This is a genomic window from Fervidicoccus sp. SLHALR4 (genome assembly GCF_058692745.1).
This window is the reverse complement of sequence record NZ_CP182483.1, coordinates 1,093,239-1,106,077: the sequence shown is the minus strand read 5'-3', so window position 1 is coordinate 1,106,077 and position 12,839 is coordinate 1,093,239. Positions and strand designations below refer to the sequence as shown.

Below are 12,839 nucleotides of genomic sequence, written 5' to 3'. Positions count from 1 at the left end.
GGACGATCGAGTCCTCAAACTCCATAACTATTTAAGAATGAAGATATTATTACCTTTATTGTCTGAAAGGCATTACTCAAGGTGATAGCATTTGTCAAGCGAGGAAGAACACCTGCTTTGGGCAGAGAAGTACAGGCCGAGGTCTCTTGATGAAATCGTCAACCAGAGAGACGTTGTCGTGAGGCTGAAGAAGTTCGTGCAGGAAAGGAACGTCCCGCACATGCTCTTCACGGGACCTCCCGGAACAGGAAAGACAACAGCCGCCCTCGCCTTCGCAAACGATCTCTACGGCAGCAACTATCAGCAGTATGTGCTAGAAATGAATGCCTCCGATGAGAGAGGTATAGAGGATATAAGAACAAAGGTGAAGGAATTCGCGAGAGCGAGAGTTGTGGGGGAGGTTCCCTTCAAGCTGATAATTCTGGATGAAGCAGACAACATGACGGCTGATGCCCAGCAGGCCCTCAGGAGAATGATGGAAAACTTTACCGCAACTAGCAGATTCATTCTCATTGCCAACTACGCTAGCAAGATAATAGAGCCTATTCAGTCAAGAACAGCCCTCTTCCGGTTCACGCCGCTGAGCAAGGAGGACGTTATTCAGAGGCTCAAGTGGATTGCCAGCAAGGAAGGTGTGAAATTTGAAGAAGATGCGCTCGAAACCATCTACGAGATCAGCGAGGGAGATATGAGAAAGGCGATAAATCTCCTGCAGTCCTCCAGCGCGGTGGGGAAAGTCACCACTGAAGTTGTTTACAAGATCGTCGGTTTGGCTCAGCCTAAAGAGATAAGGGAAATGATCTCCACGGCTCTGGAAGGAAAGTTCGAGGCAGCAAGAGAAAAGCTCAGAAAGCTGATGATAAACTACGGACTTAGCGGCGTAGATATAGTGAAGCAGATCCACAGAGAGATTTTCAGCAACGGGCTTCAGCTCTCTGAAGAGATGAGGCTTCTGATAGCTGACTACAGCGGTGAGATTCTTTTCAGAATGACCGAAGGAGCTGACGATGAGATCCAGCTGAACAGCTTCCTTGCCTGGCTTGTCCTTCTCGGAAGGCGCGTTCCGCAGGAATGATTGAGATGCAGGCGAGAGCCTACATACCCTGGATCATAAAATATAGGCCAAAAAGGCTGTCGGACTACGTCAACCAAGATGAAGCCAAAACCATCCTTCTCTCTTGGCTGAAGGCTTGGGAGAAGGGATCACCGGCTAAGAGGAGCGCGACCCTGTACGGACCTCCTGGGGTTGGGAAAACGTCTTTGATTGAAGCAGTTGCGGGGGAATTGAACTATGAAATCGTAGAAACAAACGCCAGCGATTTCAGGAGGAAGGATGATGTTGAGAGGAGAATAAAGCCCGCCGCGACAAAAATGACGCTCTCCGGAAAGAAGAGAATAGTTCTAATAGACGAAGTCGATGGTTTGTCCGGCACAGCTGACAAAGGAGGGGTAGAAGCTCTTCTCGAACTCATTTCAGTTGCCCGCCATCCGATAGTTATGACTGCTAATAACCCATTCCACCCCGATCTGAAGCCTCTGCGGGACTCCTCTGTAATGATCGAGCTGAAGAAGCTGAATCAGAGGGATGTCCTGAGAGTCTTGAAAGGGATCTGCGAGAAGGAAAACATACAGTGCGAAGATGATGGTCTAAAAATCATTCACACGAAGAATGAGGGGGATTTGAGAGCGGCGATCAATGACCTCCAGGCTATAGCTGAAGCTTACGGGAAAGTGACAGCAGAGCTAGCCAACCAGCTTGTCTACTACAGGGACAGGGAGATAAACCCCTTTGATACTCTCAGAGCGATCTTCACATCGAGATACTCATGGCAGAGCAAGCTGGCAGTATCCCACTCGCAGGCGGATCCGGATACTCTCATAGAGTGGCTGTCCGAGAACATACCAATACAGCTCAGCGATCCTCAGGATGCTTTTATGGCCTTTCAAGCTCTTTCTAGAGCAGATGTGTATAGAGGAATGATAGTAAAAACGCAGAACTATGATTTCCTGGCATATGTTATTGATATGATAGGTCCAGGCGTCTCGCTTTCAAGAAAGAGGACAAAATTCAAGTGGTTGAAATATGAATACCCGAAGAAAATCAAAATGATGTCAGAGACGAAGAAGTCGAGGGAGCTTCTCAACAGTGCCGCGCGGAAAATAGCGAAGAGGATGCACTGTTCAACAAGCACTGCCAAAAGCGAGTTCATACCATTCCTCAGAGCAGTCTACAGAGCAGACAAGCTCACTGCGGAAAAGCTGATGAAGGGGCTCAAGCTCGAGGAAGACGAAATAGGAGTGATTTTGGGAACAATGAAAGAGGAGAAGCCGGAAGAGCAGGTCACGGGTCCCAAGATTGAAGAATATAGTTCAGAAGCCTCTGCTGGGACACAGAAGAAAAGGTCAAAGGCAAAGAAGAAATGACTCTTACTGAAACCTCCTTCAAGCTCTTCAATTCCCTATGATGGTATGGAGTGCCAATCCTCAGAAGTATAAGTTTTTCAGCTTCAGCTTCTCCGCCTGGCCACATTTCCAAATTCTGCTCAGGAGAGAGCTCTTCCTTATATCTGCGAAGAAAAGAAACCACTCTCCTGACGAAGTGATAGGGGAAGGATTCTCCTTTTATTTTTAGCAGAATATACCCGTCGAGCTCGACCATGCTTGAACTGAGGATCCTTCTCTCGAAGTAGTTTTTATTGAACCTTTCGAGCTTGAAGTTTCTATAAAAAGGAGCTAGCGATCTCAGGGAACTGATCCAGCTGAGCGCCCTTCTTAGCCCATCGAAGCTCGAAAGATACCTCCATCTTTCATCAATGTATAAATACTCCCTCCACAGCGCCCAAAATCTTGCCCTGAACTGAGGCGGCAAATCTCCTCTCCATCCCCACACATACACCCCTCTGCATCTATCATTGATGGCTTCTGCTGCTTTCTCAGGAGTGCATCTTTCAGGTAAAGAAAGAGAAATGATCTGCCCAATAGCATTTACACCGCTGTCAGTCCTCCCCCCGTGGCTGTAAGTCCTCTTGGAGAAATCATCAAAGCATGAGCTTTCTTTGAGGGCTGAAAAAACACAGCCCTCGATGGTCTCATAGTTTGGCTGTTTTTGGAAGCCGTGATATCCTCTGCCAATGTAAGCAACAGTCAACGATGAAATCTCTCTCATCGCTTTACCCGCTTTTCTACAAGCTCAATCGCATCCAGCAGCTTTTCCAAGTGCTTCCTCTCCACGTGCGGCATCACAACAACTCTTATGCCTCTGCACTTAGTGCCTCTGTATACGAACAGCTTCATTTTGGTGAGCTCGTTTATCAAAGCAGAACTCTCGATGAAACCCTGCGTGCTCAAGCAGCCTATTGGAACTTCTGGTTCATTGACCTTCCTTCCCAGCCCCCTCCTTTCTGCCTCGTTCAGAAACCAGACCGCGTCGCTATATGCTCTCCTTGAAACAGAAATTATACCTTCCTTTCCATAGTATTCCATTGTTGCGAGAGCAGCAGGAGAAGAAAACCCAGGCCTTGTTCCCAAGATGCCAGCCTGCTTTCCAGCATTTATGTATTCCACCTCGAAGAAAAGCTTGTCGTAGAGATCTTCCGGCACAAAGAGCATCCCAGAAGGGATGGGGGCGCCCAAAAATTTGTGAAAATCGACGCTGAATGTGAACGGCACATCTTCTTTTTGAAGATGCTGCATTATATCTCTATACTTCCTCTCATTCAAGAATGGGAAATTGAATCCCCCGAACGCGGCGTCAATATGAATGGGTAAATCGCCCTTTATGAGCGAAAGGTCTCTGGGATCGTCTACCCCTCCCAACTCTGTTGTGCCCATGGTGAGCACAACCGCAGATTTGCCTTCCTTTCTCTCTCCAATCGGATCATCTGAAATGGGGTGGCCGGAGGGATCTGTTGCGATCCTCGTCTCGCTCAGCTTCAGCAGCTTCAATGCTTTCGATATGCTGTAGTGCGCAGTGTCTAGAAAGATTACATTTTCTATCTGCAGTGCCTCCCTGAAGGCGTAGAGGGCGAGAATGTTCGACTCTGTGCCACCGCTTGTCATTATTCCCTTCATTTTGGAAGGAAGGCCTAAGAGATCTCTGGTCGCTTTTTCAAGCTTTTCAGTAATGATTTCGAGGCTCCTGAAGAGAGAGGGATCCCCCAAGTTCTTCGAAATGAAGTGAACTACAGCTTTCAGTGCTTCTGGAGGAGGAGGCGTAGTCATAGAACCTAATACCTCTCCTCCCTCATGCTTTGGATCTTCCGCAGAGCTACCATATATCAGCTCAAAAATGTCTTCAAGCAAACTCAACACTTCCAAGAGCATAGTCTGAACTTTCAAAAATGAATTATCTAGAGGGTTTTTATTGATAAGTGCGGAAATAGGAGCTGCATAACTCCAAGGCCAAGCAGCAGTAGCAAAATGGAGATCGTTACATAAGCAATCCTCATCTCGAACCTCTTTCCTTCACCTCTTCCGCTGAACATCACGGATATTAGCCTTCCGTAGTAGTAGCTGGAGATTCCGCTGTTGATGATTGCTATGACTACCAACGGAAGGCTGTAAGAGACAGCTGATTCAAAGAGGTAGAGCTTTCCCCAGAATCCTATCAGAGGAGGAAGGCCGAGCAGGCTGAGCAGGAAAGTCATCATGGAGATTGTGCTCACAGAGTCCGCTGAGAGTATGCCTCTCAATCTTTCATCCCCAGCTGCCGTTCCGAGCTCTCCCGAGAAGAGGTAAGATGCAGACTTGGCAAGCCCATATGCCACTGCCTGAACCGCTATTCCACCGGATGCCAAGTACACGAGGTTCTGATCTCCCGTTGATGCGCCGTAAAGCATTCCAACGATACCAACGAGGATGTAGCCGATCTGCGCAATGCTGCTGTAAGCCAATATTCGGGGGAGCACCCTTGTAGTGAGGGCTGCAATGTTTCCAAAAGTCATTGTGAGGATGCTCATTATTGCTATGAAGTCTATCATCTGCCTGCTTGGACCAATGAAGAAAGTGTAGTACATCATTCTGGAAAAGCCCAGAATGGCTCCTATTTTTGCCACACCCGTTATCAGCGCAATTGAACTTCCTTCAGCGTATGTATATACATCTGGCATCCACCACTGAAATGGAAAAATCCCCAATTTGAATCCAACTCCAGCTAGCAGGAAAGCAGAAGCTAGGAGGAACAGCTTCCCGCTACCGTACCAATTGGCTGAGTATATGTTATCACCGGCCAAATAGGATCCGGAGCCTAGCCACATAACTATGAAAACTGTTGAGAGTGCTCCCATCAGAGCGTACTTAAGAGCGGCATCTGATGCTTCCTTTGATTTTGCAGCAGCAACAGCAGCATAGGAAGAAATGCTGAGCAACAGCCACGATGAGATAAAGAGAGATATTGATGAAGTTGATGCAAGAAGGAAGCTGCCGAGCAGCGATAAGAAGCTTGCCATAACGAATATCGCTGCTTTATCCCTGTTTTCATTTTCCACGAAGACTGACTGAAGGACCAGCTGCAGAATGAAGGAAGCAAGGAAAAGAGGCACGGCCGAAAAGCCGTCGAAAACTATAATCCCGTTCAGTGCTGAGGAAAATTCTCCTGATATGGCGAAGTAAGATATGAAGCCCATTATGACAATTTCAACCATCCCGAGAATCGATGCCGCTGCTCTGATGTTCTTCATTCCTGCATTCAAGAAAAAGGCCATTGCAGCTATAAGAGCAGATGCGAAGACCGGAAAAGCTATCGCAGTCAAAGCAACCATATCGTTTATTCCAAGCATATCCAACACCTCATAGGACCAAGAGGAGGAATATTATTATCATGATGCCTGCCACGAACATCAGCATATATGAAAAAAGATCTCCGCTCATGGGCTTTCTGAAGTATTTACTAAGCGATGAAGTTAGCCTGGGGATTCCGTAGTTTATCGCCAAATCGAGACCCCTTTCAACGAACCTGTAGACCCCTTCGCCCAGCTTAAGAAAAACTATTCCAGTGTTGTAGAAAAACACATTTATGAACCACCTGTCTCTCAGGAAGCCGTCTAATCCAGGCATGCTTGAGATGACCTTCTTAGAATCTATTGTCCTAAACAGATAAGCCAGCAGAGAAAGAACTATTCCCGTCAGAACCAGTGATATTGAGGAGACGACTGCGAGAGTTTCCTCACTGCTGTAACCCTGGATCGGCTGCAGGAATGACTGCGTGAGGAACTCCGCCATTTTTTCGCCAAATACAGGCCACAGGAGCCCCAATATTATCGATAGCAAGCCGAGGATGCCATATGTGGATAGAACATACAGCGGAGGCTCGTGAACCTCTTCTTCCTTTCCGGGATACCTGTGGCTGTACAGGAGGTATCTGGTAGAGTAGAAAGCTGTAAATAGAACGGTTATGAGGAGGAGAGAGCTCGGTAATATCATTCCGGTTGATAGGTAGCTCTGAACCAGCGAGTCCTTTGTCCAGAAGCCGATGAATGGAGGGAGGCCCGCTAGCGACAGCACCAGAAGCCAGTTAAGTGAAGTTGTTGCTCTCATTCTGTGGATGTCAGGCCATTCATCGATGAACCTGCTCTCTCCTGCATGGATGTAGATGCCAGCTCCCAAAAACAGCCCTGCCTTGAACACTGCATGCGCAATCAGATGCGCCACGACAAACGCTAAAACGAGAGAAGGGACTGAAGAGAACATTGAAGCCCCTATTCCCGCGAACATGTAGCCGAGCTGGCTTCCAGTAGAATAAGCCAGTATCAGCTTAGCTTCTCTTGCGACAAGGGCCATAGATGCCAGTGAGAATGCGGTGATTGCTCCCACTATCATCAAGCCTAAATAGAAGAGCTGAACTTGTGTCATGACGCTTTGTCCCAGAGTGGGATCGATTTCGAGGAGGCTTCTGGCACCATAGGCGAAGATTGGGGTAATCCTGACCATATAGTAAACTCCTGCCTTGACCATTGTGGCTGCATGTATGAGGGCGCTAACAGGGGTAGGGCCCGTCATAGCAGTGACGAGCCACTCGTGGAACGGAAACTGAGCGCTCTTCGCTAGAGCACCGATTGAGAGAAGGAACATCACGGGCATCAGCGCTCCGGATTTAGCAAGCTCTGCCAGAAACTGCGCTTTAGCCGCGAAGAGGTCGCTGATGTTGAAGGTACCCGTATAGATGTAAACTGCGAATATTCCAATCAGCATCAGTATGTCCGGGATTCTTGTGAAGAGGAGGGCTCTGAGCCCGCTCATGCTCGGGTAAGAGAACATGGGGGTGTTGGCAACGTATCTGCCCTCTTCTCCGATCATCTTGTCCTTCTCATCGTGCCTCCAGTGACCTATCAGAGCATAGCTCGCAAGGCCCGTTCCCTCCCATCCCAGGAAGAGGATCAGCAGGTTGTCAGCTGATACTACAAGCAGCATGCTGCCCACGAAAAAGGTGAAGTATGTGAAATACCTCCCGTAACCTTCATCGCCCTCCATATAGTAGAGGCTGTATACTGCGATGATGAGGGATAGGAACGATACAAGGCTGATCATAATTCCGGTGTAGGAGTCCGCGAAGAAGGAAAGAGAAAGGCCTATACTGTTGTAGCTTCCGAAACTGACGATCCCGCCTATCGATCCTTCTAAAATGAGGTAAAGGATGTAGAATGACGATGCAGCTGAAATGAAGAGAGATGCTACGCTCAGATAACCCGGGAGCCTCTTCCTCGAGGAGAAGGCGAGAATTATCGCTGAAAATATGAAGGGTTGGAAGATGGAGAGCGCATAGAGGACGGTTGCGTTCATCTTCACGCACCTCCTGCAACAGCACCCATTGAGCTCATGTACTGAACCAGGATATTAGCGAGGCTGGGACCGAAGACGAATAGAATAACTGAAGCCGCTGCGAGAGCAACTAGGGAGCCTGCTATGAAAGCATTTTCCTTCTTTCTTTCCTCTATCTTCGGAGGCCCCTGGAAGACGTTCTTGTAAGTGTAAAAAGCATAGGAAATCGAGAGGGAGAAGCCTATGAAGAGCAGAGCGATTATGGCGATCCCCTCTGCCCCGCTAAACAGGAAGGCTTCCACTACCCCTCTTACTATGAAGAGCTCGCTCCAGAATCCTATCGTGGGAGGCATGCCTGTGATGGTGAAGAATCCTACAAGGGCAGAGTTACCCGTTATTGGAAGCGCCTTGAGAAGGCCCCCCATTTTCCTTATATCCCTGAGCTCATTCTCGTGGTAGATTATGGAGCCCGCGGAGCCGAAGAGCGTAGCCTTTCCGAAAGCGTGTGCTATGTAGTGAAGGAGGAGGCCTATGTAACCGTAGACGTTCCCGGCAGCGACGGCAGTTATGAGGTATCCCATCTGCGAAATGCTGCTGTACGCAAGGAACCTCTTGAAGTCCTTCTCGAAGAGTGCGTTGAGTCCTCCATATACTATTGTCAAGACCCCCCAGAATGCTAAGGTTACTCTCAATGCCTCAAATTGTGCTGGAAAGAGGGGGATGATGAATCTGAAGATTACATATGGGCCGATACCTATGAGGAGGGGGGAGAGGAGGGCGCTTATTGGAGTTGGCGCTTCTGCATGGGCATAAGGCAACCAGAGGTGAAAGCCGAAAGCAGCTGCTTTCACCAGCATGCCTACAAGCATCAAGATGAATATGGCTCTAGCTATGTTGCTTCCAATGGCCGCAGTGGAAACAATGCTACCCGCATCAATGAAGATGTTAAAGCTGCCGAGAATATACCCGAAGGCCAGGGAACCGACCAGAAATAGAACTGCTCCGATGTGGGTCCAAACTAGATACATTATTGCTATTTTTCTTCTATCGCCATACCCATAGTTATTTATCAGTATGAAGCTGGATATCAGGCCGACTTCTAAAAACAGATAGAACTCTATGAAGTTTGTCGATATAACTGAAGCGAACATTGAAACTGCGAAAATGTAGTAGAGGATGTAAAATAGCCGCATTTCCCTCAGGAGGTCTTCCTTTTCTTCCTCGATCCTCCTCTCCATGTATGGGTATGCATACACGGAAATCAGCAGGGAGACGAGCAGAACGGTGATCGCTATGGGGCCAGAGATATAGTCGATTTTGAAATTGAATTCTCCGAGGTAGCTTGCTTTCAGAAATTCTTTATCCAGCGCTCCGCTCCCTCCGGAGAGAATTAGTTCAAGTGAAGCAACTATGGCTAAAACAGCCAGAAGAGATGAAACGATCAGAGGCAGATGCCTGGCCTTTTTGGCAAAGCTTCCTGCCCCGATCACCACCAATATCGATACAGAGAGAGTTATCAGTATGAGATGGAAGAACTGGACCGGCTCAGTCATCACCTGCTCTCCTCCGGTATTTCACCTTTGACCTCCAAATCTCCATGCGTCCTGTAGTAAAGTATGACAATCGATACTGCTACGAGGAGCTCAGCGGAAGCGATTAAAATTGCTAGCAGGGAAAAGAGAGCTGAAGCATAGGGATAGACTGTGCCTATCAGGACCAGATAGAGGAGTGAGCCGTTGAACATGACCTCTATGCCTAGTAGCATTTTCACGAGGGATCTTGAAGAAAGCAGTATCCCTACTCCGAGTCCGAGCAAAAGAGAAGCGGCTATCTTGTAGATTTCAATGAATGGAATGCTCATCCTTTCTTTCCCCTCCTCTTGGCGAAGTATATGGCGAAGATCGAAGTGAAAGCGAGGGCTGTAACTATGATCGAGAGCTGAAGAGTGAACTCCCCCGCCAAAAATCGGGAGAGAGTTGAAGCCGTTATAGTTGTTGGACCGACTTCATATCCTAACTCTTCTGTGACAATTGTAATTAGGTAGTAGAACAGCGCAGAGGCAATGAGGCCTGCAGGGAGTGATATGTAGAGAGGAGTGCTTTTCACTTTCAAGTTGCCCATCATGGAGAGAGAAATTATGAAGAACATGACAGATGCTCCTACATAAACTATTAGCTGGGCGGCAGCTATGACCTGATATCCTAGAACTGAGATCAGCCCGGCTACGGAAACTCCAACTCCTGCGAGCATGAAGGATCCATAGACCAGAGATCTCTCCCTCAAAATGAGAAGAGCCAGTATTACAGCGCTTGTCGCTGCTCCGGCCACTGCAAGGTAGATGCTCCAAACCATCGCATTACCTAACAGGCTCATATACCAACCCCCTCTTCTCGTCTACTCTGACTCTCAGTATCCTCACTCTTCCAGACAAGGTCTGGGTATCTGGATCAACTGTGAACTTCTCCCCTATGTACAGCATGCTTTCCCCGTTTTCAAAGACCGCATCATGCGTTCTGGCATGCTTGAGAGCGTTCTCGGGACATATGTCCACGCAGTATCCGCAGAAAACGCACCTTTCGTAGTTGATGGCCGGCCTCAGCTTCTTCTCTCCAGCTTGGAACATCTTCATAGCAGATGCGGGACATATCCTAGCGCAGAGGGAGCATCCTATGCATTTGTTGTCATCCAGAACAATGAAGCCCCTGTATCCTGGGTCTGGGAGCTCCTTGACAACGGGATATCTGTAAGTTATCCGCAGCGGCCTCACAAGGAGCTTCGCTCCAATTACTAAAGCTCTTATGTGGTTTCTTGCCTTGCTCAGCAGAGAAAGATTTCTCGAAGAGACCGTCTTTTCAATATACTTTCCTCCCATTCAGATCACCTGCCTCAGCAGAGGTACCGCGCTTCCCCACACAAGCCCAGCAAAAGCGACGAAGAACCAGAACTTCCATGCTCCTCCAAGGGCCTGGTCTATCCTCAGCCTTCCATATATTGCTCTTGTGAAAACCATTGTGAGAGAGACGAGTATCGTTTTCAGAATAACGACCGTGCCTGGTATAATCACGTAAGAAATGAAGGTGTGACCCTGGATCGTGAAGAACGGCTGCCAACCCCCCAAGAAGAGCAGCGTGAATATCAAGTTGTAAACAAACATTCTCGTATAGGAAATCCCCATGCTGAGACCGTAGAGGAGACCGCTGTATTCAGTATACGCTCCCATGACTATTTCTGCTTCGGCTTCGGCTATCTCGAAGGGGAATCTCCCGGTCGCCATCAGGACGGCAACGTAGAACGATAGAGCAGATATCGGATTAATCAGTATGCCCCAGATTTTCTGCTGAAAAGCTACTGCATCCGTGAAGCTCGAAGTGCCGTACATAACGATGGAGCCTATCGAAGAGAGGATGATTATAAGCTCATAAGCGGCTATGAGGAAGCTCTCCCTGGCCCCACCAATCAGGGAGAATTTGTTGTTGCTCGACCAAGCCGCCAGTATGTTAAGAATAGGAGCCAAGGTAGTTAGGGCAAGAGCCACAAATATCGAATTGTTCATTGGGGATGGGAAGTATACAGGAGATATCGGGATTGCTGCAATTGGCGAGAGGGAGATCACGAATCCTGCTATCGGCGCTATCAGGTAAGGCAGTGTATCAACAGTTCTGGGAATTATGATCTCCTGAAACATGTACCTCGTGAGATCGGCCATGAGCTGAATGGCTCCTCCCAGCTTGGGTGCTATCTCGAGAGGACCGTATCTCATCTGGATCCTCCCTGCTATTTTCCTCTCCGCCCAGATGAGGAGGAGGAGCGAAATGAGTATTGTGACAAGCCCGGGGGCTAACAGCAGGTAAAAAACGGGCGGCCAGAGTAGGAGGTTCTTAAAGAACTCTATCAAGGTTTCCAGCATCATCTATCTGCCTCCGGAGGGAAGTAATCGATGCTTCCATATATTGCTGGGAGATCCGCAAGCCTCTCGCCCACGGGAAGGTACTTAAGCAGAATTGAATTCCTGAAAGAGGGGGTAACAACTCTGACTCTGTATGGCTTTGCCTCACCGTTGCTCTCAAGGTAGAAGAATACCTCCCCCCTTCCCTCTTCAACTCTCCCGTAGCTTTTGCCCGCTGGGGGCCTCAAGTTTGCAAAGAGAGATGGAAGCTTCACCCTCTTTTCAGAATCCCACACATCCTTCATTTTCTTGGTAAAAAGCTTCAAGTACTTCTCGTTCAATACAGGTCCTTCAGGTATGTTTTTCATGAGCTGCCTCAGGATTGAGATGCTCTGCCTAATTTCATCCATTCTCTGAAAAGCCCTTGCCAGAGCATCCCCTTCCTTGTAAACGGGGACTTCGAAGTCCACATAGGGATAAGCACCGTACGGTTCTTCAACTCTCACATCGTAATCTACGCCGCTTGCCCTGAGGTTTGGGCCGGTCACTCCGAGCTCTATAGCCCTCTCCTTACTGAGGATACCCACGTTCTCCAGCCTGCTCCTTATGACGGGATTGTTCACAAACATGGTTTCGTAGTCCTTCAACCTCCTTTCGATGTAGTTCAGCCCCTTCTCCAGCTCCTCGAAGAAAGCGCTGGAGATATCTCTCCTCACTCCTCCAGGTATGTGGTAGGTGTGGGTCAGCCTCGAGCCAGTTATCCTTTCTGCCAGCTGAACCATTATCTCTCTGTCTCCGAAGAACCACATGTAGCCTGTTGAGGAACCGATCATTATGGCGAAAATTCCCATCCCATAGAGGTGGCTGGATATCCTGTTTATCTCGCTCAAGATCGTCCTAAGATAAAGCGCCCTGGGGGGAGGCTCGATGTTCAAGAGCCTCTCTAGAGCGATGATATAAGCCTGCGTAACGTTCCCTGCATCAAGGATCGCCAATCGCTCGAAGAGAACAGTATTTTTTATCCATTCTTTCGTCTCACTTAATTTTTCCATTGTTCTGTGCACATAGCCTATGTCGGGATCGCTCTCCATTATTATGTCTCCGTCGAGCTTCACGATTATCCTCATGTGGCCACTGCTCGGATGCTGAGGTCCGAAGAACAGAACCATAGTTCTGTCATCGATTCTTTCCCCAGTCA

At 48.3% G+C, this 12,839-nt stretch carries 12 protein-coding genes; 2 read left to right on the top strand and 10 right to left on the bottom strand.

Annotated features, from left to right (window positions below):
- The first annotated feature begins 91 nt into the window (after positions 1-91).
- Together ACLGLO_RS05995 and ACLGLO_RS05990 are read left to right on the top strand one after the other, a co-directional pair.
- On the top strand, positions 92-1,075 hold the full coding sequence (locus ACLGLO_RS05995; RefSeq protein WP_492128009.1) for a replication factor C small subunit: 984 nt from the start codon (positions 92-94) through the stop codon (positions 1,073-1,075).
- Positions 1,072-2,424: a replication factor C large subunit gene (locus ACLGLO_RS05990; protein ID WP_492128008.1), complete on the top strand. Its 1,353-nt coding sequence runs from the start codon at positions 1,072-1,074 to the stop codon at positions 2,422-2,424. Before ACLGLO_RS05995 ends, ACLGLO_RS05990 begins: the two co-directional genes overlap by 4 nt.
- Here the strand turns inward: ACLGLO_RS05990 and ACLGLO_RS05985 are convergent.
- The 10 genes from ACLGLO_RS05985 to ACLGLO_RS05940 are packed head-to-tail and all read right to left on the bottom strand — an operon-like array spanning position 2,342 to position 12,810.
- Positions 2,342-3,166 carry a tRNA pseudouridine synthase TruA family protein gene (locus ACLGLO_RS05985; protein ID WP_492128007.1) on the bottom strand — a complete coding sequence of 275 codons (825 nt, stop codon included), beginning with the start codon at positions 3,164-3,166 and terminating at the stop codon, positions 2,342-2,344. The two genes, ACLGLO_RS05990 and ACLGLO_RS05985, sit on opposite strands and share 83 nt — an antisense overlap.
- Positions 3,163-4,302: an aminotransferase class V-fold PLP-dependent enzyme gene (locus tag ACLGLO_RS05980; protein ID WP_492128006.1), complete on the bottom strand. Its 1,140-nt coding sequence runs from the start codon at positions 4,300-4,302 to the stop codon at positions 3,163-3,165. Before ACLGLO_RS05980 ends, ACLGLO_RS05985 begins: the two co-directional genes overlap by 4 nt.
- A 47-nt stretch (positions 4,303-4,349) precedes the next feature.
- Positions 4,350-5,777 carry a proton-conducting transporter transmembrane domain-containing protein gene (locus ACLGLO_RS05975; protein ID WP_492128005.1) on the bottom strand — a complete coding sequence of 476 codons (1,428 nt, stop codon included), beginning with the start codon at positions 5,775-5,777 and terminating at the stop codon, positions 4,350-4,352.
- A gap of 10 nt (positions 5,778-5,787) precedes the next feature.
- A complete protein-coding gene (locus ACLGLO_RS05970; RefSeq protein ID WP_492128004.1) occupies positions 5,788-7,776 on the bottom strand; it encodes an NADH-quinone oxidoreductase subunit 5 family protein in 1,989 nt (662 codons plus the stop codon).
- Positions 7,777-7,778: 2 nt separating this feature from the next.
- Positions 7,779-9,308: a complex I subunit 5 family protein gene (locus ACLGLO_RS05965; protein ID WP_492128003.1), complete on the bottom strand. Its 1,530-nt coding sequence runs from the start codon at positions 9,306-9,308 to the stop codon at positions 7,779-7,781.
- Positions 9,308-9,616 (bottom strand): NADH-quinone oxidoreductase subunit NuoK, encoded by a 309-nt coding sequence (locus ACLGLO_RS05960; protein WP_492128002.1) that lies wholly within the window; start codon positions 9,614-9,616, stop codon positions 9,308-9,310. The genes ACLGLO_RS05965 and ACLGLO_RS05960 overlap by 1 nt, the downstream gene beginning before the upstream one ends.
- Positions 9,613-10,128 carry an NADH-quinone oxidoreductase subunit J family protein gene (locus ACLGLO_RS05955; RefSeq protein WP_492128001.1) on the bottom strand — a complete coding sequence of 172 codons (516 nt, stop codon included), beginning with the start codon at positions 10,126-10,128 and terminating at the stop codon, positions 9,613-9,615. Before ACLGLO_RS05955 ends, ACLGLO_RS05960 begins: the two co-directional genes overlap by 4 nt.
- Positions 10,112-10,627 (bottom strand): 4Fe-4S binding protein, encoded by a 516-nt coding sequence (locus tag ACLGLO_RS05950; RefSeq protein WP_492128000.1) that lies wholly within the window; start codon positions 10,625-10,627, stop codon positions 10,112-10,114. Before ACLGLO_RS05950 ends, ACLGLO_RS05955 begins: the two co-directional genes overlap by 17 nt.
- A complete protein-coding gene (nuoH, locus tag ACLGLO_RS05945) occupies positions 10,628-11,665 on the bottom strand; it encodes an NADH-quinone oxidoreductase subunit NuoH (protein WP_492127999.1) in 1,038 nt (345 codons plus the stop codon).
- Positions 11,662-12,810, bottom strand: a complete 1,149-nt coding sequence (locus ACLGLO_RS05940; RefSeq protein ID WP_492129150.1) for an NADH-quinone oxidoreductase subunit D — start codon at positions 12,808-12,810, stop codon at positions 11,662-11,664. Before ACLGLO_RS05940 ends, nuoH begins: the two co-directional genes overlap by 4 nt.
- Positions 12,811-12,839: the final 29 nt, after the last annotated feature.

Excerpts from the sequence above, each read along its gene's own strand:
- ACLGLO_RS05960 (WP_492128002.1), bottom strand. The coding sequence starts at position 9,616 with ATGAGCATTCCATTCATTGAAATCTACAAGATAGCCGCTTCTCTTTTG.
- ACLGLO_RS05990 (WP_492128008.1), top strand. The coding sequence starts at position 1,072 with ATGATTGAGATGCAGGCGAGAGCCTACATACCCTGGATCATAAAATAT.
- ACLGLO_RS05955 (WP_492128001.1), bottom strand. The coding sequence starts at position 10,128 with ATGAGCCTGTTAGGTAATGCGATGGTTTGGAGCATCTACCTTGCAGTG.
- ACLGLO_RS05985 (WP_492128007.1), bottom strand. The coding sequence starts at position 3,166 with ATGAGAGAGATTTCATCGTTGACTGTTGCTTACATTGGCAGAGGATAT.
- nuoH (WP_492127999.1), bottom strand. The coding sequence starts at position 11,665 with ATGATGCTGGAAACCTTGATAGAGTTCTTTAAGAACCTCCTACTCTGG.
- ACLGLO_RS05940 (WP_492129150.1), bottom strand. The coding sequence starts at position 12,810 with ATGGTTCTGTTCTTCGGACCTCAGCATCCGAGCAGTGGCCACATGAGG.
- ACLGLO_RS05970 (WP_492128004.1), bottom strand. The coding sequence starts at position 7,776 with ATGAACGCAACCGTCCTCTATGCGCTCTCCATCTTCCAACCCTTCATA.
- ACLGLO_RS05965 (WP_492128003.1), bottom strand. The coding sequence starts at position 9,308 with ATGACTGAGCCGGTCCAGTTCTTCCATCTCATACTGATAACTCTCTCT.
- ACLGLO_RS05975 (WP_492128005.1), bottom strand. The coding sequence starts at position 5,777 with ATGCTTGGAATAAACGATATGGTTGCTTTGACTGCGATAGCTTTTCCG.
- ACLGLO_RS05950 (WP_492128000.1), bottom strand. The coding sequence starts at position 10,627 with ATGGGAGGAAAGTATATTGAAAAGACGGTCTCTTCGAGAAATCTTTCT.